The sequence below is a fragment of the Kibdelosporangium phytohabitans genome (genome assembly GCF_001302585.1).
GTDB lineage: Bacteria > Actinomycetota > Actinomycetes > Mycobacteriales > Pseudonocardiaceae > Kibdelosporangium > Kibdelosporangium phytohabitans.
Map to the genome: position 1 here is coordinate 2,868,247 of NZ_CP012752.1, position 20,269 is coordinate 2,888,515.

The following is a 20,269-nucleotide window of genomic DNA, read 5'->3' on the forward strand; positions in this document are numbered from 1 at the left end:
GGATAGCGACTTTCTTGCGACGCTAACGCCGACTAACGTGCACCCATGACGTCCACGCTGTCGTTCCACCAGACCTCCAGCCCGAACCCGGCGACCCCGGAGCGGCTCACGGAGGTATTGGCCAATCCTGGCTTCGGACAGCATTTCACCGACCACATGGTGACGATTCGCTGGAGCAGCGACCAGGGCTGGCACTCCGCCGCGCTTGAGCCGTACCACGCGCTCACGCTCGACCCCGCGGCCACCGTGCTGCACTACGGGCAGGCGATCTTCGAAGGCCTCAAGGCCTACCGCCACCAGGACGGCTCGATCGTGGCCTTCCGGCCGGACGCGAACGCGGAGCGGTTCCGGAACTCCGCGCGCCGGCTGGCCATGCCGGAGCTGCCGGCCTCGCTGTTCATCGAGTCGCTGCACCAGCTGGTGTCGGTCGACAGCCGGTGGGTGCCCGACCGGGCCGAGGCGTCGCTGTACCTGCGGCCGTTCATGATCTCCGATGAGTCCACTCTGGGCGTGAACCGGCCCGCGAACCACTACCTGTACGCGTTGATCGCCTCGCCGGCCGGTCCGTACTTCGCCAGCGGCGTGAAGCCGGTGAAGGTGTGGCTGTGCACCGACTACGTGCGCGCGGCGCCCGGCGGGACCGGCGCGGCCAAGTGCGCGGGCAACTACGCGGCGTCGTTCGCCGCGCAGGCGCAAGCGGTTGCCGAAGGCTGCGACCAGGTGGTCTGGCTGGACGGCGTGGAGCGGCGCTGGGTGGAGGAGGTCGGCGCGATGAACCTGTTCTTCGTGTTCGGCGACCGCCTGGTGACGCCGGAGCTGTCCGGCGCGCTGCTGCCCGGCATCACCCGCGACAGCCTGCTCACGCTGGCCCGCGACCTCGGGTACACAGTGGAGGAACGCAGGATCTCCACCGACGAGTGGGAGAAGAAGGCCAAGACCGGTGAGCTGACCGAGGTCTTCGGCTGCGGCACCGCCGCGGTGATCACCCCCGTCGGGTCGGTGAAGAGCGCCGCGGGCGAGTTCACCGTCAGCGGTGGCCAGCCCGGCGAGGTCACGATGAAGCTCCGCGCGGCGCTCAACGACCTGCAGCGCGGCGCCGCCCCGGACACGCACGGCTGGATCCACCGCCTGGTGTGACCGTCCCGACGCGCGAAGGTGCCCTGACACGTCTGACGTCATGGCACCTTTCGGCGCTGTCAGAAGCAGGGGACAGTCGAACCGCCGCCGTTGAGCGCCCCACCGGATACCCAGCCTCTCGTGGCCGGGGTGGTACGCCGTTGCGCGAAGGTCCACCTCCTGCCGTCGTTGTCGTGATAGCAGAAGGCGTCCACCCTTTCCCCCACCGCGAGAGTGCCGTTCTGGGGGCAGTCGAAGCCGGGCTGGGCGTAGAAGATCGCTCCTCTCGTGGCGGTCCGGTCGACGGCATCCCTGTTCGGCGGAACGCCGAGCGGCGGACAGGACAGGGTTGCGGTCGCCGCTGCTCCCGCGGTGCCCGCCGGCAGAGAACTGGCGATGAGGAGAACAGGGATCGCCCAGGTGAACAGTTTTCGCACGCCGTTCCTCCTTTTGCTGATTTCGCTGAACCGTCCGGTCGAGTGTCGCCACGAGGTCGCGCCGCCGGCACCGTGTTTCGGCCTGACCCGAAAGGCTGGCGACTGAGCGTGATCATCTGGATACTCACCCGTGACGGCTGGGGAGGCCGGCGTCAAGGGGACACGAATGCTCAGAGTGCACTTCACTCCGGCGGATCTCGGCCGGACACACGTCACCGGTGCGTTTGACCCACTGTCGGAGCTGGTGACCAGCCTGCGGCGGTGGCGTGGCTGCGACGTCCGTGCCCTGCCCACCTGGGCCGCCGAACTCGCCGGCGGCGACATCGGGCACCTGAGGGCACTGACGGATGCCCTGCGCGGCTACCACCGGGCAGCGGGGCACGACCATCCGAAGGACCTGGCGCGGAGCCTGGCCGACGACATCCGGCGGCGAACGCAGGCGATGGCCCGCGGCGGCGTCGACGGGCTGCTGGCCAGTTTCCTCCCGTTGTTGCGATGGCGGCGCCCAGTGCTGGAAACGGCGTACCCCGTCGCCAAGGACGTCCACCTCAACGGCCGCGGGCTGCTTCTCGTGCCGTCTCGCTACTGCTGCGGCACACCGGTGACGTTCGACGACCCGCGGTCGAGACCGGTGCTGGTCTACCCCCTGATCGGGTGGCAGCGGCCACCGCGTCCGTTGATGGCCCTGCTCGGCAACACCCGAGCCTGCGTCCTGCACGCGACAGCGATGCCGAGCACCACCAGCGAACTGGCCCGGCAGCTGGGGATCTCGACGGCCAGCGCGAGCGAACACGCGACAGTTCTGCGGAAAGCGGGGCTGATCGCCAGCCAGCGGGATGCCAACTCGGTACTGCACGCGCTGACGCGGCTGGGCGAGGACCTGCTGCGCAGCTGCTGAACGTCCGGCTTGCCCGCCGAGACAGCCGCTGTCCGGCCGAAGCCCTCGATACGGGCCTAGGGGGCGTGCAGGCTCATCGGGCCGTAGACCTCGGTCTCACCGTGCAACAGCGTCACGCGGTCGACGCCGGCGTCCAGCAGGTCCTGCCACGACCGGCTGAGCCAGTCCTCGGCCTCGACCTGCCCGCCGAACTGGGTTTCACCGCCGGGGATGTCGCGTCCGTTCTCGTCCTGGCAACGCCATCGGTAGTCCACATCCACCACCTCCACCGGTAGCTTTGGCCCGAGGCTACGTCACCCGGCTACCGGGAGCACGGGCAGGACCAGCACGTGTGCTGGCATCGCGCCGTGCGGCGGTAACCCACGCGGCCCACGCGTAGCGTGGAGGGAATCTCCACCCTTCAGGGCGGAGATGATGTCAAGTGAGGGACATGTGACGCGCAGGACACTGGTTTTGGGCGGGGCGCGATCCGGCAAGTCGGCGCACGCGGAGGGCCTGCTGCCCGCCGGGGAAGAGGTCCTGTACGTGGCCACCGGCCGCAGGGACCCGAGTGATCCGGAGTGGACGGCCCGGATCGACACGCACATCGCCCGCAGGCCGCACACGTGGCGGACGGTCGAGGCGTCCCGTGAACTGTCCGACGTGGTGCGCGCGGCGAAGGGCTCGACGCTGGTCGACGACATCGCCACGTGGCTGACGGGCGTGATGGACGCGGCGGGCGCGTGGGAGGGCGCGGGGCTCGACCTGGTCCGCAGGGAGGGCGCGATGCTGGTCGAGGCCGTCGCCGCGACCGAGGCCCGCGTGGTGCTCGTGTCGTCGGAGGTCGGGCTGGGCGTCGTCCCGCACACGCGCTCTGGCAGGCTCTTCCGCGACGAGCTCGGTGCCCTCAACACCGCGTTGGCGCAACGCTGTGACGAGGTCCTCCTGCTCGTGGCCGGTATACCGATGCGGTTGCGTTGATGGAGGTTCCGGGGTGTTCCCCTACGTTTCCCCACCCGACGAGTCGGCCAAGCGGGACGCGCTGGCCAGGCAGGACCAGCTGACCAAGCCCGCGGGCGCGTTGGGCAAGCTCGAGGAACTCGGTGTGTGGGTGGCGGCGTGCCAGGGCGTCTGCCCGCCGCGGCCGTTCACCCGGCCGAGGGTAGTGGTGTTCGCCGGTGACCACGGCGTCGCGGCCAAGGGCGTGTCGGCGTACCCCAGCGAGGTCACCGGGCAGATGGTGGCGAACTTCCTGGCAGGTGGCGCGGCGGTGAACGTGCTCGCGGCGACCGCCGGGGCGACGGTCCGTGTGGTGGACATGTCGGTGGCGTCCGGCACGGCCGTGCCGGACCAGGTGACGGAGTTCAAGGTCCGGCAGGGATCGGGCTCGATCGACCACGAGGACGCGCTCACCGAGGACGAGGTGAAGGCCGCGGTCGAGGCGGGCAAGGCCATCGCCGACCAGGAAGCCGACGGCGGCGCGGACCTGCTGGTCTGCGGGGACATGGGGATCGGCAACACGACACCGGCCGCGGTGCTGGTCGCGGCGCTGACCGGGGCCGAGCCCGTGGCGGTGGTCGGCAGGGGCACCGGGATCGACGACCAGACGTGGATGCGCAAGACGGCCGCGATCCGTGACGCGCTGCGCCGGGCCCGCCAGGTCAGTGCGGACCCGACAGCGCTGCTGCGGACGACGGCGGGCGCCGACATCGCCGCGATGGCCGGGTTCCTGGCACAGGCAGCCGTCCGCAAGACCCCGGTGATCCTCGACGGCGTGGTGTCCACGGCGGCGGCGCTCGTCGCGGAGGAACTCGCCCCGGGCGCGCGCCTGTGGTGGGTCGCGGGTCACCAGAGCACGGAGCCGTCGCACAAGCTGGCCCTCGAACAGCTGGGCCTGGAACCGTTGCTGGACATGAAGATGCGCCTCGGTGAGGGCTCGGGGGCGTTGGCCGCGCTGCCGCTGGTGGCGATGGCGACCCGGATCCTCGCGGAGATGGCGACGTTCCAGGACGCGGGCATCTCCGGCCCGGCGGACGGTCCCGATTCCACCGGCAGCTCCGATTCCGCCGACGCCGGCGTCTCCGGTCCGGCCGACGCCTAGTGCTCCTCGCTTTCTCCTGGCTGACGGTCCTGCCGCTGCGACCGGGACGAGTCGACGCGGCGGCGGCACGCCGTGCGATAACCGTCGCGCCGCTGGTCGGGGTGGTCCTGGGCTTGCTCGTAGCGGCCGTGCTGCAAGGGGTGCACGGACTGCTCGGTGGCTTCCTGTGCGTGGGCCTGGTGGCGTTGGCGACGCGAGGCATGCACCTCGACGGTCTGGCGGATACCGTGGACGGCCTCGGCTGCTACGGGCCGCCGGAGCGCGCTCTGGCGGTGATGAAGGACGGTGGCGTCGGCGCGTTCGCCGTGGTGGCGTTGATCGTCGTGCTTGGGCTGCAGGCGGTTGCGCTCGCCACTGTCCACTGGGGAGCGGTCGTGCTCGCGTTCGCCGTTGGACGCGCCTCCTTCTCGTGGTGTTGCCGTCGTGGACTCCCGGCAGCTCGTCCGGATGGGCTCGGGGCGCTTGTTGCCGGGTCGCAGACGGTGTACGTGGCCGCCGGGTGGTTCGTTTTCCTCACTGTCGCGGCGATTCCCGTCGTTCCGGACCGTCTGTGGGCCGGTCCGTTGGCCGTGGTTGTCGCTGCCTGTGTGTTGGTGGTGTTCACGGCTCATATCCGACGGCGGCTCGGCGGGATCACCGGTGACGTCCTCGGCGCGGCGTGTGAGTTGACGGTCACGGCGGCCCTGGTCGTCTGCGCCTTGGCCAGTGGCTGACGACCACGCCCGGGAAGTTTCTGGAAAAGTCCGGGAAGCGTGTCGGAGCGGGGCAGTGGTGTTCGTAGCAGGGGTGAGGCCGCCACAGGGCGCGGCCAGCTTCCCGCAAGGAGACCACCATGGCCGCCACGTACACCTTCGACATCTTCGCCACGCTCGACGGCTTCGCCAACCACAGCGGTGACTGGGGCGGCTACTGGGGCAAACAGGGCCCGGAATTCCTGGCGCACCGCGCCGCGGCCTACCGCGACCCGCTGCGCATGGTGCTCGGGGCCACGACCTACTCGTCGAACGCGCCGTTCCTCAAGCCGGACTTCGACCGGGGGGTGTTCGACGGGTGGATCACGCGCATGTTCGACTCCCCGGTCACGGTGCTGTCCAACCGGCTGACCGAGCCGCTCGACTGGCCGGGCACGACCATCGAGCCCGGCGACCCTGTCGAAGTGGTCACGCGCCTCAAGGCCGAATCCGGCGTGCCGCTGCGCTCCCACGGCAGCCTGACGCTCAACCGGGCGCTGCTCAACGCCGGCCTGGTCGACACCATCGAGGTGACGGTCTTCCCGGTGATCTGCGGGAAGACCGGCGTGGACCGGGTCTTCGACGGGGTGGACGACTTCGACCTCGAGCTGGTCGAGGCCCGGGTCTTCGACAGTCACACGCAGGTGCTGACCTATCGGCCCACCCGGCACGGTTGATCGGGAGCCGTGGTCACCCCGTGGGTTGGTTAGCGTTGCGAACGAGTTTGGCGTTAACTTGTCGGCATGGAGTTTCGGAGACTTGGCCGCAGCGGCCTGACGGTCAGTGAGATCTCGTACGGCAACTGGCTGACGCACGGTTCGCAGGTCGAGGAGGAGCAGGCAGCCGCCTGCGTGCGGGCGGCGCTCGACGCCGGGATCACCACGTTCGACACCGCCGACGTCTACGCCAACACCGCCGCCGAGTCCGTGCTGGGACGTGCGCTGGCGGGGCAGCGGCGGGAGAGCCTGGAGATCCTCACCAAGGTCTTCTGGCCGACCGGCCCCAAGGGCCCCAACGACCAGGGCCTCGGCCGCAAGCACATCATCGAGTCGGCCAACGCCTCGCTCAAGCGGCTGCGGACCGACTACGTCGACGTCTACCAGGCCCACCGGTTCGACCGGACCGTCCCGCTCGAGGAGACCATGCTGGCGTTCGCCGAGCTGGTCCGGCAGGGCAAGGCACTCTACATCGGTGTCTCGGAGTGGACCGCCGAGCAGATCACCCGCGGTGCCGCGCTCGCCCGTGAGCTGCGGGTGCCGTTCATCTCCAACCAGCCGCAGTACTCCATGCTGTGGCGGGTGATCGAACCGCAGGTCATCCCCGCCTCCGAGCGGGAAGGCCTCGGCCAGATCGTGTTCTCGCCGATCGCCCAGGGTGTGCTGACCGGCAAGTACCTGCCCGGCCAGCCCGTTCCCGACGGCTCGCGGGCCACCGACGAGTCGGGCAAGAACTTCGTCGGCCGCTGGCTGCGTGACGACATCCTCGAGCGCGTCCAGCAGCTCAAGCCGCTGGCCGCCGAGGCCGGCCTGAGCCTCGCCCAGCTCGCGGTCGCGTGGGTGCTGCAGAACGAGAACGTCTCGTCGGCCATCATCGGCGCCTCCCGGCCCGAGCAGGTCACCGAGAACGTCAAGGCGTCCGGCGTCGTGCTGGAGAAGAGCCTGCTGGACAAGATCGACGCCGTGCTCGACGACATCGTGGTCACCGACCCGCGGCTCACGCAGACCCCGTGAACGCGAAACCGGCCCGTGCGCGCGCACGGGCCGGTTCACCAGCGGGAAGTCAGGTGGGGATGGTGTCACCCGGGCGCAGTCGCGGCTTGGGCACGCGCAGCTTGCGGATCTGGCTCGCCCGCACGAACGCGTACCAGCCGATCGAGCCGCCCTTGACCGTCTCCTTGGGGAACCTCTCCCTGACCAGCCTGGTCACCCTGCGGCCGTTGACGATGCCCTCGAAGATCATCATCACCAGCATCGCCAGGCACAGCAGCGTCGCGTAGTTCTGCACGACGGGGTTCGGCAGCAGCAAAGCGACGAACACCACAATCGCCAGCGGCATGAACAGGCCGAGCAGGTTGCGCCGCGTGTCCACCAGGTCACGCACGTACGCCTTGACCGGGCCGCGGTCGCGCGGCATCAGGTACTTGTCCTCGCCCGCCATCATCCGCTCGCGGCGCTCCGCGGTGGCGGCACGGCGCTCCTGCTTGGACGGCCGGGTCTGCTTCGCGCGGCGCATGGCCTCGCGCGTGGTCTGCGGGGCGGGCGCGACCGGGCCACGCCTGCGGGCCTCCGCGTCGCGGCGCTTCGGCGTCGGCTTGCCCTTGCCCGCCGTGTACGCGCGGCTGCCGGGCTCCTCGACAGCGACCTCTGTCTCCTCGGCAGCGGCGGTGTCGGCCTTGTCATCTGAACTGCGGCGCAGGAACCTCACGTCCACTAGGTTATGACAAGCCCGGAACGCCTGGTGCAGCGGATACGCCACGTTATGCGATAGTGCTGTGAGATCCACGCGTCATCACGATCGCCCCCGTGCGTGTGTCACCATGGAATAAGACACCACGGCGATGTGTTCGCACCGCTGTAGTCGGATCTTCAAGGGAGTGTCATGACCACCGCGCAGGAGAACACGACCGAAGCGGCGACCACGCACGGCGTGACGTTGTCCGAGAACGCCGCGAGCAAGGCCAAGGCACTGCTCGAGCAGGAAGGTCGCGACGACATGCACCTGCGGATCGCCGTCCAGCCAGGGGGCTGCGCCGGTCTGCGCTACCAGCTGTTCTTCGACGAGCGCTCGCTCGACGGCGACCTCTACCGCGACTTCGGCGGCCTGAAGGTGGCTGTCGACCGGATGAGCGCGCCGTACGTCGAGGGTGCCGTCATCGACTTCGTGGACACCATCGAGAAGCAGGGCTTCACGATCGAGAACCCGAACGCCACCGGCTCGTGCGCCTGCGGCGACTCGTTCCACTGAGCCCGTACTGAGCACTCGTGCGCCGAAAGGGCCGCTGCCGATCACGGCAGCGGCCCTTCGCGTGCTGTCAGACGTACTCGTCGAGGTCCCTGACCTGCGCGTGGCAGCCCTCGGTGACCTCCCACGCGGGCGCGAGCCGCTGCGCGGGGCAGTCCGGTGACGAGGACTGGCGGACGGACGGCGGGATGTCGGCGCAGTCGGCGATCAGTTCGTCGATCGAATCGGCCTCGGTGATGTTCACGGACCTCACGTTATTGACGGGAATTCGAACTTCCCATGCTTACCGCTCGGTAGTGTGGAAAGGCAGCCGGTGAACCACCCGCACGGGTGGCGGTGTCCGGTGTCCTGCCGAGGCGGGACACTGTCTGCCGGACGTTGTCGCCCGCATGAGACAGGAGGGCTCAAGTGCCCGTAGCCGTATCCGGAAGCATCGCAAGCGATCATCTGATGCACTTCCCGGGACGCTTCGCCGAGCAGGTGCTGCCGGAACAGATCCACCGGCTCTCGCTCAGCTTCCTCGTTGACGACCTCCAGGTCCGCCGCGGCGGCATCGGCGCGAACATCGCGTTCGGGATGGGTGTGCTCGGCTGCAACCCGGTGCTGGTCGGCGCCGCGGGCAGGGACTTCGACGACTACCGCTCCTGGCTGGAGCGGCACGGCGTCGACTGCCGCGGGGTGCACATCTCCGAGTCCGCGCAGACCGCGCGGTTCGTCTGCACGACCGACGAGGACATGTGCCAGATCGCCTCGTTCTACGCCGGTGCGATGGCCGAGTCCCGGCAGATCGAGCTCAAGCCGATCGTCGACCAGGTCGGCGAGCTGGAACTGGTGATGATCAGCCCGGACGACCCCGAGGCGATGATCAGGCACGCGCAGGAGTGCCGCCAGCGCGGCTACACCTTCGCCGTCGACCCCTCGCAGCAGCTGGCCAGGATGAACGGCGAGCAGGTCCGCGAGTTCGTCGTCGGCGCCAAGTACCTGTTCAGCAACGACTACGAGTGGGAGTTGCTGCTCAAGAAGACCGGCTGGACCGAGGCCGAGGTGCTCGAGCAGGTCGGCATGCGGATCACCACGCTCGGTGAGAAGGGCGCGGAGATCATCGACCGCAAGGGCCCGGTCGTGCACGTGACCGCCGTGCCCGAGCTGTCCAAGGCCGACCCGACCGGTGTCGGCGACGCGTTCCGCGCCGGTTTCCTCGCGGGCCTGTCGCACGGACTGGACCTCGAACGGGCCGCGCAGCTGGGTTCCTACATCGCTGTGCTCGTCCTGGAGACGATGGGCCCGCAGGAGTGGACCTTCGACGCGACCGAGGCCGTGACGCGCATCAGCGGCGCCTACGGGCCGGAAGCAGCACAGGACATCGCGGCGATCCTGCCGTCATGACAGACCCGTCCTGCGACGTGGCGCACGGCGAAGCCGTGCCGGAAGTCGAGCACCGCGGCCTGGTCGCGGTGTTCGACACACCGGTGGTGCGGCATCTCGTGCGCTATGCGCGGGATCTGGGGTACTCCGCTGTCGTCTACGAGCCGTCCGGGACGCTCCCGGAACTGGACGGCGCCTACGACGTCGTGGTGACCGACCACCACCGCGAAGAGCTGGGCACAGTGCTGCGGGACGTGCTGGCGTACCCGGTCAGGTGGGTCGGCGTGATGGGCAACCCCCGCCACGAAGAGCTGGGCACAGTGCTGCGGGACGTGCTGGCGTACCCGGTCAGGTGGGTCGGCGTGATGGGCAACCCCCGCCACGAAGGCCCGCACGTCGCAGCCCTCAAGGCGCTGGGCGTGCCCGACGAGCAGATCGCGCGGGTCCACCGCCCGGTCGGCCTCGACATCGGGTCGCGCACACCGCCGGAGATCGCGATCGCGACGATCGCGGGCCTGGTCGCCGACCGCAACGGCCGTCCCGGCGGCTTCGAGTTCTGAACGCTACGGCCGCAGCACCATTCCCCGGCCGGCGAAATAGCCTTCCAGCAGGTCGAACGGGACCCGGGCGTACTCCTGGGACTCGCCGGGCAGCCCGGACGGGTTGTGGATCACGAGCCCGTCCGGCCACTGGCCGACCGCGAGCACCAAGTGGCCGCCCGTGCCGCCCGGCGCGCTGCCCGGCCGCCGCACCGAGTGGTGCACCGAGATCATCACCGGCCGGTCGGCCGCCACGTGCCCGGCGACGTCCGCCAGGCTCAACGACGGCTCGACCGTGGCCTGGAGGTCCCACTCCGCCGCCAGGTACCGCACGAACGGCGCGTAGATCAGGCCGTGCACGCGGTCACCGTCGACGACGTACGCACCCGCTGCCAGACAGTCGTCCTTGAGCGCCATCGCCGCGGGCGCGGTGCCGTCCCGGTAGGTCAGGACCATCCGCAGGCAGGCGATCCCGCACAGCCGCCACGACCAGAAGTCGTACTCCTCGCGGGTCGCCGCCCCGGACTCGGCCCACGCCGGATCCTGCGCCGCCGTGACCGTCCCGGCCAGCAGCGCCGGGACGAGGTCCGGCGACTCCCACTGCGCGAAGTAGGGGACCCGCACAGGCCGGCCTCAGAGCCGGACGGGGTAGTGCGGCTCGGGGATCTGGGGCCGGATCCGGCCCTCCACGAAGATGCCGTACCAGATCATGAACACCAGCAGCGCCCACAACCGGCGGCTGTGGTCGATCTCGTTGCGGCGGTGCTCCTCGAGCATCTCCAGGATGGCGGCCTTGTCCAGGAACGGGTCGGTCGCCGAGTCGCGGATCACGCCCGCGGCCCACTCGTAGAGCTCCTCGCGCAGCCAGTGCCGCACCGGCACCGGGAAACCCAGCTTGCGGCGGTTGAGCACGTGCGCGGGCACGATGTCGCGCATCGCGGCACGCAGCGCGTACTTCGTGGTCTCCTTGGTGATCTTCTCCTCGAGCGGGATGCGGGACGCGACCTTGAACACCTCGGTGTCCAGGAACGGCACACGCAGCTCCAGCGAGTTCGCCATGGTGACCTTGTCGGCCTTGACCAGGATGTCGCCGCGCAGCCACGTGAACAGGTCCACGTGCTGCATCCGGGTCACCGGGTCCCAGTCGCGCGAGGCGCGGTAGTGCGGCGCCGTCACGTCCATGTGGCCGATCGCCGGGTTGAACGTCCGCAGCACACGCCGGATCTGGTCGTCGCGGAAGATCCGGGCGTTGCCGTAGTAGCGCTCTTCCAGCGACAGCGCGCCGCGGCGCAGGAAGTCCTTGCCGCGCTTGCCCTCCGGCATCTTCGTCGACAGGTTGCCCATCGCCTTGCGCAGCGCGCCCGGCACCTTCTCGAACGCCGCCAGCGAGATCGGCTCGCGGTAGATGGTGTACCCGCCGAACAGCTCGTCCGCGCCCTCACCCGAGAGCACGACCTTCACGTACTGCCTGGCCTCGCGGGCGATGAACCACAACGGGACCAGCGCCGGGTCGGCCACCGGGTCGTCCAGGTACCACACGATCAGCGGCAGGTACTCCATCACTTCCTGCGCCGACACCGTGCGGACCACGTGCTTCACGCCGATCGCCGCCGCGGACTCGGCCGCGACGTCCACCTCGGAGTAGCCCTGCCGCTCGAACCCGGTCGTGAACGTGATCAGGTCCGGGTTGTGCTGCTTGGCCAGCGCCGCGATCGCCGTGGAGTCGATACCGCCGGACAGGAACGAGCCGACCGTCACGTCCGCGCGCATGTGCTTGGCGACCGAGTCGCGCATCACGGCGGCGATGTCGGAGTGCAGGCGGCCCGACTCGTACTGGCTCACCGACAACGGCCGGAACACCGGGTCGAAGTACCGGTGGGTGGTCATCGTGCCGTCCGGCGTGACCGTGAACGACGTGCCGGACTCGATGCGCCGGACCGAGTCGTGCATGGTCTCCGGCTCCGGCACGTACTGCAGCACGACGTAGTGCTGCAACGCGGTCTTGTCGATCCGCGGCGACATGCCCAGCGCGCGGCCGAGGGCCAGCAGGCTCTTCTTCTCGCTGGCGAACGCCATCCCGCCGGGGCCGGAGGCGTAGAACAGCGGCTTGATGCCGAACGGGTCACGCGCGCCGAACAGCTCGCCCTTGTACGAGTCCCAGATCAGGAACGCGAACATCCCGCGGAAGCGCTTGACCACCTCGGCGCCGTAGAAGTGGTACGCGGCCACCATCGCCTCGGCCTCGCCGTCCGTGGCGAACTTCAGGTTGAACTCGCGCTTGAGGTCCGCGCGCAGCTCGAGGTAGTTGTACACCTCGCCGTTGAACAGGATGGTGTACCGGTTCGGCGCGTCCACCGGGCCCCAGTGCAGCGGCTGGTGCGAGTGCGCGATGTCGACGATCGACAACCGGTTGAACCCGAAGACGACCCCGCGGTCGGCCCAGGTGCCGCTCTCGTCGGGGCCGCGGTGCCGCTGACAGCGCAGCGCGGCGTCGACCGCGGCGCGGGCCGCGTCGGCGTCGAGTTCGGAAGGGCAGACCAGGCCAAGCAGACCGCACACTCTCTTGAGAACCTTCCATTCGAGTGGTGTTGGAAGGGCCAGTATGCCCGCACACGCAACGTGGGCGACGCGCCCCGGCCCCTGATCCGCGTCACATATGTCGCTGAGCTACGCTCCCGCAGGAGCATTCGCTGCAAGTCGCGGCAAGGAGGAGAGCGAACGGTGAGCCAAGAGGAGCGCTCGCGCAAGCGCAGGCTGGCCAAGGTCATCGGACTGGTCGGCCTGGTCGCGTTCGCGGTGACCGGCTGCTCGACCGACGAGGTGCTGCGGTTCGGCTGGCCCGTCGGTGTCACCGAGCAGGCCGACGACATGCGCAGGCTGTGGACCGGATCGGTGATCGCCTCACTCGTGGTCGGTGTGATCACGTGGGTGCTGATCCTGTGGCCGGTCGCGTTCCACCGCAAGAAGTCGGACAAGCTGCCCCGGCAGACCCAGTACAACAACGCGCTCGAGCTGATCTACACGGGCGTGCCGGTCATCATCGTCGTCGTGCTGTTCGTGTTCACCGCGAGCACCGAGAACAAGGTGCTGGCCGAGACCGACAAGCCGGACGTGAAGGTCGAGGCGCTCGCCTTCCAGTGGAACTGGGACTTCAGCTACAAGGAGGTCGGCGGCAGCAAGCCGACGGCGCCGGGTGGCGGCGAGATCCACACGGTCGGCAGCAGCAGGGAGATCCCGCTGCTGGTCCTGCCCGCCGGGCGCACGATCGAGTACCAGCTGCGGTCGCGGGACGTGATCCACTCGTTCTACGTGCCGGAGATGCACTTCAAGCGGGACGTCTTCCCGTACCCGGAGAAGAACAACCAGGACAACACGTTCCAGAACAAGATCGCCCGTCCCGGTTCGTTCGTCGGCCGGTGTGCCGAGCTGTGCGGCTCCTACCACGCCTTCATGAACTTCGAGGTCCGCGCACTGCCGGGCGAGCAGTTCGACCAGTTCCTGCGGCTGCGCGGCCAGGTCAACCCGAGCACGGGGGTGGCGTACAGCACCTCGGAGGCGCTGACCCAGATGAACTGCGGCCAGTTGTGTGCTCCGTACGCGACGACCACGTCTCCACCCAACACCGACCGCACCGCGCGGACGGCTTCGGGCTGAGGGGCAGGGGAGAGAACCAATGAAGGTCGAAGCCAAGATCTTCCACATCTGCACGTCGTTCTTCTTCGCGGCGGCGATCCTCTACGGCCTCTGGGCCAAGGAAGTGGTCGGCATCGTCGGGCTGACGCTGACCGGTGGCCTGTCGCTGATCGTCGGCAGCTACTTCAGCTTCGTGGCCCGCCGCGTCGAGCAGCGCCCCGAGGACAACCCGGACGCCGAGGTCAGCGACGGCGCGGGTGAACTGGGCTTCTTCAGCCCGGGCAGCTACTGGCCGGTGGGCGTCGCCGCGTCGGCCGCGCTGACCGGGTTCGCGTTGGCGTTCTTCCACATCTGGCTGCTGGTCATCGGGATCGTGCTGATCCTGCTGACCGTCGGCGGCCTGGTGTTCGAGTACCACACCCAGCCCGACAAGGACTGAGCAGCAGAACTCGGCGAAGGGGCCTCCCGCTTCGGCGGGAGGCCCCTTCGCGTGGTCGGTGTCGCCGAAGCGCCCGCTACTTGGCGAGCGAGCTCGACAGCGTGGCCCAACGGTCCAGCAGGGCGGTCGCTGCGCCTGAATCGACCGCCTCGGCGACCTGACCCATCCCGGCGCTGAGATCGGCCGTCAGATCGGCCGTGAACCCCCTGTACGCGGCCACAGCGCCGGCGGCGTTCAGCAGCACGGCGTCCCGCACGTGGCCCTGTTCGCCGCCGAGCACGCGACGAACCACATCGGCGTTGTGCACAGCGTCGCCGCCACGCAGATCTGCGGGGATAGCCAACGGGACGTCAAATGTAGCCGGATCGATACGTTCGGTCCGCACCTGGCCGCCTTCGACCACCCGCGCCGTGGTCGTGGCACACGTGGTGATCTCGTCGAGGCCGTCGTCACCCCGCACGAGCAGCACCGACGCGCCCCGGAGCGCGAACACCTCGGCCATCACGGGCGCCAGCCGCTCGAAAGCACACCCGATCAGCCCCGCCGCGGGCTGCGCCGGGTTCGTCAACGGTCCCAGAACGTTGAAAGCCGTGGGAATGCCCAGCTCACTGCGGACAGGACCGGCGTGCCGCAACGCCGGGTGGTACACCGGCGCGAAGCAGAAACCGATGCCCAGCTCGTCCACGCACCGCGTGACCCCGTCCGGCCCGAGCCCGATCGCGATCCCCAGCAGTTCCAGCACGTCAGCGGTACCCGCCTTGGACGACGCGGACCGGTTGCCGTGCTTGACCACCGGCACCCCGGCCGCCGCCGTCACGATCGCGCTCATCGTGGAGATGTTCACGCTGCCGGACCGGTCGCCGCCCGTGCCGACCACGTCGACCGCGCGGCTGGTCAGCGGCACGCGCGTGGCGTGCTCGAGCATCCCCGCCGCCATCCCGGCGATCTCCCCGGGCGTCTCGCCCTTGCCGCGCAGGCCCACCGCGAACCCCGCGATCTGCGCGTTCGTGGCGTTGCCGGACATGATCTCGTTCATCGCCCACGCGGTGTCGGCGGCGGTCAGGTCGCCGCCGTCGACCAGGTGGTTGAGCAGCGCAGGCCAGGTATCGCGCCGCATCCGGGTCAGCCCCGGACGACTGGCAACTTGTGCGTGCGCAGCACGTCCGCGACCGTCTCCGCCGCGGTCAGCGGGTCGAGCGGGTGCACGAGCACGGCGTCGGCCTGGGACCAGGTGGCCAGCCAGCGATCGTCCTTCCGGCGTACCGCGATCACGATCGGGGGACAGTCGTCGATCTCGTTCTTGAGCTGGCGGCACAGGCCCATGCCGCCGGTCGGCTGGGCCTCGCCGTCGAGGATCGCGAGGTCACAGTCGCCCTCGTCCATGTGGTAGATCACGTCGGCGACCGTCTCGGCCTCGACGAACGTCACCCTGCCGATGTCGGCGGCCGGTCGGCGGCCGACTGCTGTGATGATGCTCTCGCGCACCTCGGGGCGGTGGCTGAAGACAAGGATCGTCAACGGCTGCGTGCTCATATCTTCAGCGCCCTCCGGCTACTCACCAGTCCTGTTCACGACCCGTAGATGCTATCGCCAGCGCACCGCGACACGCCCCACGGCCCAACCGGTACCCGACCGGGCGAGGTGAATATCCGCAAGCCATAATGCGTCGCGTGACAACAGCAGCGCCTTCGATCAGCCAGCGTGTGCACTCGCTGAACCGGCCGAACATGGTCAGTGTGGGCACCATCGTGTGGCTGTCCAGTGAGCTGATGTTCTTCGCCGGGTTGTTCGCCATGTTCTTCACGGTGAAGGCACAGAACTCCACGGGTCACTGGCCGCCACCGCTCACCCCGGGCGGCGATCCGATCCACCTGAACGTGCTGTTCGCGACGCCGTTCACGGTGATCCTGATCCTCTCGTCGGTCACCTGCCAGCTCGGTGTGTTCGCCGCCGAGAAGGGCGACGTGTTCGGGCTGCGGCGCTGGTACACCCTCACCCTCGTGATGGGCGCGATCTTCGTCGCGGGCCAGGGCATCGAGTACGTGAACCTGATCCACGAGGGCGTCACCATCCCCTCCGGCGGGTTCGGCACGGTCTTCTACCTGACCACCGGCTTCCACGGACTGCACGTGATCGGCGGTCTGATCGCCTTCGTGTACCTGCTGATCCGCACCCGGATGAGCAAGTTCACGCCGGCGCAGGCCACCGCCGCGATCGTGGTCTCGTACTACTGGCACTTCGTCGACATCGTGTGGATCGGCTTGTTCGCTGTCATCTACATCGTTCCCTGACACGGTCGCCACACCGGATAACCGAAACCCGAACTGACTCCAGCAAGGTTGCCCATCACCATGACGAGTAAGAAGGCGGAAGCCGCCGGGGAGAGCAAGGCGGCGCGCAAACAAGCCCGCTCCTCCAAGCGGCGCCGGCGGATCTCCGGACTGCTCGCGTTGTTCGTGGCTTTGATCGGTGTCGGCGCGTTGTACAGCGCGATCGCCCCGGAGCCGCAGACAGCCAACGCTTCGCAGGACCCGGCGTTGATCCGCAAGGGCGAGCAGATCTACAACAACACCTGCATCACGTGCCACGGCGAGGGCGCGCAGGGTGTGAAGGACCGCGGCCCCAGCCTGATCGGCATCGGTGAGGCAGCCGTGTACTTCCAGACCTCGACCGGCCGGATGCCGATGGCCGCGCAGACCTCGCAGGCCGAGCGCAAGCCACCGAAGCTCACCCCGGAAGAGATCGACGCGGTGATCGCGTACATCGAGTCCAAGGGCGCGGGCGGCCCCAAGCTGCCCGAGGAGAAGGGCGAGAAGCTGCGCGGGGACAACCCGGCGCGCGGTGGCGAACTGTTCCGGATGAACTGCGCCTCCTGCCACAACTTCACCGGTCGCGGTGGCGCGTTGTCCTCCGGCAAGTTCGCTCCGGAGCTCGACCCGGCGACTGAGGAGCAGTTGTACGCGGCGATGGTGTCCGGCCCGCAGAACATGCCGAAGTTCTCCGACCGCCAGCTGTCGCCGGACGAGAAGAAAGACATCATCGCGTACGTCAAGTCGGTGACCGACGGGAACAACAACCCAGGTGGTGCGCCCCTGGGCGGGCTCGGACCGCAGTCCGAGGGTCTGATCGCGTTCATCGTGGGCATGGCGGCGCTGATTGGCATCACGTTGTGGATCGGAGCCAAGTCGTGAGCGAGCAGAACAAAGAAGGCCTGCCGACCGAGGCCGAGCTCGCCGAGATGGACCGCGACCAGCTGCTCAAGCTGGGCGGCAAGCTCGACGAGGTCGAGCTCGTCGAGTACACCGACCCGTGGCCGGTCAAGGGGACCAAGGCGGAGAAGCGCGCCGAGCGCGCCGTCGCCGCCTGGTTCACCCTGGCCGGGCTGTCCGGGCTGGCGTTCATCGGCGTGTTCCTGTGGTGGCCGTGGGAGTACGTCCCGGCCACGAGCGACCAGCACTGGCTGTACCTGCTCTACACCCCGCTGCTCGGCCTGACCCTGGGTCTGTCGATCCTCGGCGTCGGTGTCGGCGTGGTCATGTACGCCAAGAAGTTCCTGCCCCACGAGGTGGCGGTCCAGCAGCGGCACGACGGGCCGTCGGCCGAGATCGACCGGCAGACCTTCGTGGCGCACCTGGCCGACGCGGGCGACCGCAGCACCATCGCCCGCCGGTCGATCATCAAGCGCTCGGCGCTGTTCGGCGCGGGCGCGTTCGGCCTGGCCACGGCCGCGTTGCCGCTGGGCAGCCTGATCCACAACCCGCACAAGGACTCGACGAACAAGAACGGCCTGTGGCACACCGGCTGGCTGGCCGAGGACGGCGAGCGCGTGTTCCTGCGCCGCGACACCGGCGACCCGCACGTGATCGAGCTGGTCAAGCCGGAGGACCTGGACGCGGGCGCGATGGAGACGGTGTTCCCGTTCCACGCTCCGAAGAACTCGTCCGGCGGCGTGGACTACGCCAAGATGGAGGGCATGCTCGCCGGTACCGAGCGGGTCGACGAGCACGAGCTGTTCGAGGCGCTGCGCCGGTCGGACAACCCGGTCATGCTCATCCGCTTGCGCCCGGAGGACGCCAAGCGCGTGATCAAGCACCAGGGCCAGGAAGACTACAACTTCGGCGACTTCTACGCGTACACGAAGATCTGCAGCCACCTCGGCTGCCCGACCTCCCTGTACGAGCAGCGGACCAACCGGATCCTGTGCCCGTGCCACCAGTCGCAGTTCGACGCCTTGCAGTACGCCAAGCCGATTTTCGGCCCGGCCACTCGCAAGCTGGCACAGTTGCCCATTCAGGTCGACACTGAGACGGGTTACCTTTATGCCAGGTCGGACTTCAACGAGGCGGTAGGACCGGCCTTCTGGGAGCGGAAGTCATGAGCGGACTCACGACGCCAACCAAACAGGCCAACCCCGCGGCCAAGATCGCCGCGGCGGCTGGCAACTGGGCCGACGACCGGCTGCACGCGGCTGGTGGCCTGCGCAAACAGCTGAACAAGGTCTTCCCGACGCACTGGTCGTTCCTGCTCGGCGAAGTCGCGCTGTACAGCTTCATCGTGCTGCTGTTGTCCGGTACTTACCTCGCGCTGTTCTTCGACCCGTCGATGCAGCACGTGGAGTACCAGGGCGCGTTCGTCAACCTGCGTGGCCTGGAGATGTCGCGGGCCTACGAGACGGCGTTGAACCTGTCGTTCGAGGTGCGTGGCGGTTTGTTCGTCCGTCAGGTGCACCACTGGGCGGCGCTGTTGTTCATGGCCGCGATCGTGCTGCACATGTTCCGGGTGTTCTTCACGGGCGCGTTCCGTCGTCCGCGTGAGGCCAACTGGGTGATCGGCATCCTGCTGTTCATGCTGGGCGCGATCGAGGGCTTCGCGGGTTACTCGCTGCCGGACGACCTGCTCTCCGGCGCCGGCCTGCGGATCATGTCGGGTCTGATTCTCTCGCTGCCGGTGATCGGCACCTGGGTCAACTGGCTGCTGTTCCGCGGCGAGTTCCCGGGCGAGGAAGTCATCCCGATGCTGTACACCGCGCACATCCTGCTGGTGCCCGGCATCCTGCTCGCGCTGGTCTCGGTGCACCTCGGCCTGGTCTGGTACCAGAAGCACACCCAGTTCCCCGGCGTGCTGCGCAAGGAGACCAACGTCGTCGGTGTGCGGATCATGCCGTACTTCTCGCTCAAGGGCGGTGGGTTCTTCGCGATCGTCGTCGGGGTGATCGCGTTGCTGGGTGGCCTCTTCCAGATCAACCCGATCTGGAACTTCGGCCCCTTCAACGCGGCGCACATCTCGGCGGGCACCGTGCCGGACTGGTACATGGGCTGGACGGACGGCCTGATCCGGCTGTGGCCCGCGTGGGAGGTCTACCTCGGGGACTACATGATCCCGGCGGCGTTCTTCCCGTTCATGCTGGGTCTGCCGTTGCTGACCGGTATCGCGGCGGTCTACCCGTGGATCGAGAAGAAGTTCACGAAGGACTACGCGCACCACAACCTGCTGCAGCGCCCGCGTGACGTGCCGGTCCGCACCTCGCTGGGTGCCATGGCCATCACGTACTTCATGGTCTCGCTGCTGTCGGCCGCGAACGACGTCCTGGCGGAGAAGTTCGACATCTCGCTGAACGCGACGACGTGGATGGGCCGGATCGGGCTGCTGGTGCTGCCGCCGCTGGCGTACTTCATCACGTACCGCATCTGCCTCGGCCTGCAGCACGCGGACCGCGAGGTGCTGGCGCACGGTGTGGAGACCGGCATCATCAAGCGCCTGCCGCACGGTGAGTTCATCGAGCTGCACCAGCCGCTGGGCCCGGTGGACGACCACGGCCACCCGATCCCGCTGGCGTACCAGGGTGCCGCTGTACCGAAGAAGATGAACAAACTCGGCTCGGCGGGACGCCCGGTCAAGGGAACACTGCTCAGTCCGGACCCGGTCGAGGAGACCGTCGCGCTGGAAGCGGCCCGTTCCGCCCAGCACAACGGGCACAGCACCAACGGCCACGGCACCAACGGCCACGCTCCAGGTGGTGGCGGTCCAGCCGGTCACTGAGGTGGTTGACCCGGTCTGACAGTCGCACAGG

Annotated in this window: 24 protein-coding genes; 16 read left to right on the forward strand and 8 right to left on the reverse strand. The window is 68.7% G+C overall.

The genetic code is table 11. The features are described from left to right. Nucleotides 1-45: 45 nt before the first annotated feature. Nucleotides 46-1,137, forward strand: a complete 1,092-nt coding sequence (locus tag AOZ06_RS13390; protein ID WP_054289680.1) for a branched-chain amino acid aminotransferase — start codon at nt 46-48, stop codon at nt 1,135-1,137. Nucleotides 1,138-1,196: 59 nt separating this feature from the next. Here the strand turns inward: AOZ06_RS13390 and AOZ06_RS13395 are convergent, their stop codons facing one another. After that, nucleotides 1,197-1,553, reverse strand: a complete 357-nt coding sequence (locus tag AOZ06_RS13395; protein WP_054289681.1) for a hypothetical protein — start codon at nt 1,551-1,553, stop codon at nt 1,197-1,199. 166 nt (nt 1,554-1,719) lie between these two features. On the opposite strand from AOZ06_RS13395, the gene AOZ06_RS13400 reads away from it, so the two are divergent. Then, nucleotides 1,720-2,451 (forward strand): winged helix-turn-helix domain-containing protein, encoded by a 732-nt coding sequence (locus tag AOZ06_RS13400; protein ID WP_054289682.1) that lies wholly within the window; start codon nt 1,720-1,722, stop codon nt 2,449-2,451. Between the two features lie 56 nt (nt 2,452-2,507). On the opposite strand, the gene AOZ06_RS13405 is transcribed toward AOZ06_RS13400, so the two are convergent. Further along, nucleotides 2,508-2,705, reverse strand: coding sequence for a hypothetical protein (locus AOZ06_RS13405; protein ID WP_054296622.1), 198 nt, complete (start codon nt 2,703-2,705; stop codon nt 2,508-2,510). Nucleotides 2,706-2,883: 178 nt separating this feature from the next. Between AOZ06_RS13405 and cobU the strand changes: the two genes are divergently transcribed. The 5 genes from cobU (at nt 2,884) to AOZ06_RS13430 (ending at nt 6,992) form a co-directional block, all read left to right on the forward strand. Next, nucleotides 2,884-3,411, forward strand: coding sequence for a bifunctional adenosylcobinamide kinase/adenosylcobinamide-phosphate guanylyltransferase (gene cobU, locus AOZ06_RS13410; RefSeq protein WP_157233000.1), 528 nt, complete (start codon nt 2,884-2,886; stop codon nt 3,409-3,411). A gap of 13 nt (nt 3,412-3,424) precedes the next feature. Then, nucleotides 3,425-4,531, forward strand: coding sequence for a nicotinate-nucleotide--dimethylbenzimidazole phosphoribosyltransferase (gene cobT / locus AOZ06_RS13415; protein ID WP_054289683.1), 1,107 nt, complete (start codon nt 3,425-3,427; stop codon nt 4,529-4,531). Further along, on the forward strand, nt 4,531-5,244 hold the full coding sequence (locus AOZ06_RS13420) for an adenosylcobinamide-GDP ribazoletransferase (protein WP_054289684.1): 714 nt from the start codon (nt 4,531-4,533) through the stop codon (nt 5,242-5,244). Before cobT ends, AOZ06_RS13420 begins: the two co-directional genes overlap by 1 nt. A 119-nt stretch (nt 5,245-5,363) precedes the next feature. Further along, entirely contained in the window at nt 5,364-5,939 is a 576-nt protein-coding gene (locus tag AOZ06_RS13425) for a dihydrofolate reductase family protein (protein WP_054289685.1), read from the forward strand. 66 nt (nt 5,940-6,005) lie between these two features. Then, the gene (locus AOZ06_RS13430) at nt 6,006-6,992 is read left to right on the forward strand and encodes an aldo/keto reductase family protein (RefSeq protein WP_054289686.1); all 987 of its coding nucleotides are present in this window, start codon (nt 6,006-6,008) and stop codon (nt 6,990-6,992) included. Nucleotides 6,993-7,041: 49 nt separating this feature from the next. Here the strand turns inward: AOZ06_RS13430 and AOZ06_RS13435 are convergent, their stop codons facing one another. Then, nucleotides 7,042-7,686 (reverse strand): DUF3043 domain-containing protein, encoded by a 645-nt coding sequence (locus AOZ06_RS13435; RefSeq protein ID WP_054296624.1) that lies wholly within the window; start codon nt 7,684-7,686, stop codon nt 7,042-7,044. A gap of 174 nt (nt 7,687-7,860) precedes the next feature. Here AOZ06_RS13435 and AOZ06_RS13440 point away from each other — a divergent pair, with 174 nt between their 5' ends. After that, a complete protein-coding gene (locus AOZ06_RS13440) occupies nt 7,861-8,226 on the forward strand; it encodes a HesB/IscA family protein (protein WP_054289687.1) in 366 nt (121 codons plus the stop codon). A 67-nt stretch (nt 8,227-8,293) separates the two neighbouring features. Here AOZ06_RS13440 and AOZ06_RS53845 read toward each other — a convergent pair whose 3' ends face one another. Further along, nucleotides 8,294-8,467 (reverse strand): hypothetical protein, encoded by a 174-nt coding sequence (locus AOZ06_RS53845; protein WP_169798914.1) that lies wholly within the window; start codon nt 8,465-8,467, stop codon nt 8,294-8,296. A 206-nt stretch (nt 8,468-8,673) separates the two neighbouring features. Between AOZ06_RS53845 and AOZ06_RS13450 the strand changes: the two genes are divergently transcribed. Together AOZ06_RS13450 and AOZ06_RS13455 are read left to right on the forward strand one after the other, a co-directional pair. After that, nucleotides 8,674-9,609 (forward strand): carbohydrate kinase family protein, encoded by a 936-nt coding sequence (locus AOZ06_RS13450; RefSeq protein WP_054289689.1) that lies wholly within the window; start codon nt 8,674-8,676, stop codon nt 9,607-9,609. Next, nucleotides 9,606-10,148, forward strand: coding sequence for an XdhC family protein (locus tag AOZ06_RS13455; protein ID WP_054289690.1), 543 nt, complete (start codon nt 9,606-9,608; stop codon nt 10,146-10,148). The genes AOZ06_RS13450 and AOZ06_RS13455 overlap by 4 nt, the downstream gene beginning before the upstream one ends. Nucleotides 10,149-10,151: 3 nt before the next feature. Here the strand turns inward: AOZ06_RS13455 and AOZ06_RS13460 are convergent, their stop codons facing one another. Together AOZ06_RS13460 and asnB are read right to left on the reverse strand one after the other, a co-directional pair. Further along, nucleotides 10,152-10,751, reverse strand: coding sequence for a C39 family peptidase (locus AOZ06_RS13460; RefSeq protein ID WP_054289691.1), 600 nt, complete (start codon nt 10,749-10,751; stop codon nt 10,152-10,154). A gap of 9 nt (nt 10,752-10,760) precedes the next feature. Continuing rightward, nucleotides 10,761-12,686, reverse strand: a complete 1,926-nt coding sequence (asnB, locus tag AOZ06_RS13465; RefSeq protein WP_054289692.1) for an asparagine synthase (glutamine-hydrolyzing) — start codon at nt 12,684-12,686, stop codon at nt 10,761-10,763. A 162-nt stretch (nt 12,687-12,848) separates the two neighbouring features. Between asnB and ctaC the strand changes: the two genes are divergently transcribed. Next, complete coding sequence (gene ctaC, locus AOZ06_RS13470; protein ID WP_054289693.1) at nt 12,849-13,781, forward strand: aa3-type cytochrome oxidase subunit II; 933 nt, start codon at nt 12,849-12,851, stop codon at nt 13,779-13,781. A gap of 19 nt (nt 13,782-13,800) precedes the next feature. Next, a complete protein-coding gene (locus AOZ06_RS13475; protein WP_054289694.1) occupies nt 13,801-14,199 on the forward strand; it encodes a cytochrome c oxidase subunit 4 in 399 nt (132 codons plus the stop codon). A 76-nt stretch (nt 14,200-14,275) separates the two neighbouring features. Here the strand turns inward: AOZ06_RS13475 and trpD are convergent, their stop codons facing one another. Beyond that, nucleotides 14,276-15,316: an anthranilate phosphoribosyltransferase gene (gene trpD / locus AOZ06_RS13480; RefSeq protein ID WP_054289695.1), complete on the reverse strand. Its 1,041-nt coding sequence runs from the start codon at nt 15,314-15,316 to the stop codon at nt 14,276-14,278. 5 nt (nt 15,317-15,321) lie between these two features. Further along, nucleotides 15,322-15,732 carry a hypothetical protein gene (locus AOZ06_RS13485; RefSeq protein WP_054289696.1) on the reverse strand — a complete coding sequence of 137 codons (411 nt, stop codon included), beginning with the start codon at nt 15,730-15,732 and terminating at the stop codon, nt 15,322-15,324. A gap of 128 nt (nt 15,733-15,860) precedes the next feature. Between AOZ06_RS13485 and ctaE the strand changes: the two genes are divergently transcribed. From ctaE to qcrB, 4 genes are read left to right on the forward strand one after another with little or no spacing between them, the layout of a single operon-like run. Continuing rightward, a complete protein-coding gene (ctaE, locus tag AOZ06_RS13490; protein WP_083471665.1) occupies nt 15,861-16,490 on the forward strand; it encodes an aa3-type cytochrome oxidase subunit III in 630 nt (209 codons plus the stop codon). Between the two features lie 60 nt (nt 16,491-16,550). Continuing rightward, nucleotides 16,551-17,390, forward strand: coding sequence for a cytochrome bc1 complex diheme cytochrome c subunit (gene qcrC, locus AOZ06_RS13495; RefSeq protein WP_054289698.1), 840 nt, complete (start codon nt 16,551-16,553; stop codon nt 17,388-17,390). A gap of 47 nt (nt 17,391-17,437) precedes the next feature. Continuing rightward, nucleotides 17,438-18,577: a cytochrome bc1 complex Rieske iron-sulfur subunit gene (qcrA, locus tag AOZ06_RS13500; RefSeq protein ID WP_054296625.1), complete on the forward strand. Its 1,140-nt coding sequence runs from the start codon at nt 17,438-17,440 to the stop codon at nt 18,575-18,577. Then, complete coding sequence (gene qcrB / locus AOZ06_RS13505; protein WP_054289699.1) at nt 18,574-20,238, forward strand: cytochrome bc1 complex cytochrome b subunit; 1,665 nt, start codon at nt 18,574-18,576, stop codon at nt 20,236-20,238. The genes qcrA and qcrB overlap by 4 nt, the downstream gene beginning before the upstream one ends. The last annotated feature ends 31 nt before the right edge of the window (nt 20,239-20,269 follow it).

What these genes read in the sequence shown, in the direction of transcription:
- AOZ06_RS13485 (WP_054289696.1), bottom strand. Translation starts at nt 15,732, where the DNA reads ATGAGCACGCAGCCGTTGACGATCCTTGTCTTCAGCCACCGCCCCGAG.
- AOZ06_RS13430 (WP_054289686.1), top strand. Translation starts at nt 6,006, where the DNA reads ATGGAGTTTCGGAGACTTGGCCGCAGCGGCCTGACGGTCAGTGAGATC.
- qcrA (WP_054296625.1), top strand. Translation starts at nt 17,438, where the DNA reads ATGGACCGCGACCAGCTGCTCAAGCTGGGCGGCAAGCTCGACGAGGTC.
- AOZ06_RS13455 (WP_054289690.1), top strand. Translation starts at nt 9,606, where the DNA reads ATGACAGACCCGTCCTGCGACGTGGCGCACGGCGAAGCCGTGCCGGAA.
- AOZ06_RS13440 (WP_054289687.1), top strand. Translation starts at nt 7,861, where the DNA reads ATGACCACCGCGCAGGAGAACACGACCGAAGCGGCGACCACGCACGGC.
- ctaE (WP_083471665.1), top strand. Translation starts at nt 15,861, where the DNA reads ATGCGTCGCGTGACAACAGCAGCGCCTTCGATCAGCCAGCGTGTGCAC.
- AOZ06_RS13450 (WP_054289689.1), top strand. Translation starts at nt 8,674, where the DNA reads ATGCACTTCCCGGGACGCTTCGCCGAGCAGGTGCTGCCGGAACAGATC.
- qcrB (WP_054289699.1), top strand. Translation starts at nt 18,574, where the DNA reads ATGAGCGGACTCACGACGCCAACCAAACAGGCCAACCCCGCGGCCAAG.
- AOZ06_RS13425 (WP_054289685.1), top strand. Translation starts at nt 5,364, where the DNA reads ATGGCCGCCACGTACACCTTCGACATCTTCGCCACGCTCGACGGCTTC.
- AOZ06_RS13475 (WP_054289694.1), top strand. Translation starts at nt 13,801, where the DNA reads ATGAAGGTCGAAGCCAAGATCTTCCACATCTGCACGTCGTTCTTCTTC.
- AOZ06_RS13400 (WP_054289682.1), top strand. Translation starts at nt 1,720, where the DNA reads ATGCTCAGAGTGCACTTCACTCCGGCGGATCTCGGCCGGACACACGTC.
- AOZ06_RS13390 (WP_054289680.1), top strand. Translation starts at nt 46, where the DNA reads ATGACGTCCACGCTGTCGTTCCACCAGACCTCCAGCCCGAACCCGGCG.
- trpD (WP_054289695.1), bottom strand. Translation starts at nt 15,316, where the DNA reads ATGCGGCGCGATACCTGGCCTGCGCTGCTCAACCACCTGGTCGACGGC.
- qcrC (WP_054289698.1), top strand. Translation starts at nt 16,551, where the DNA reads ATGACGAGTAAGAAGGCGGAAGCCGCCGGGGAGAGCAAGGCGGCGCGC.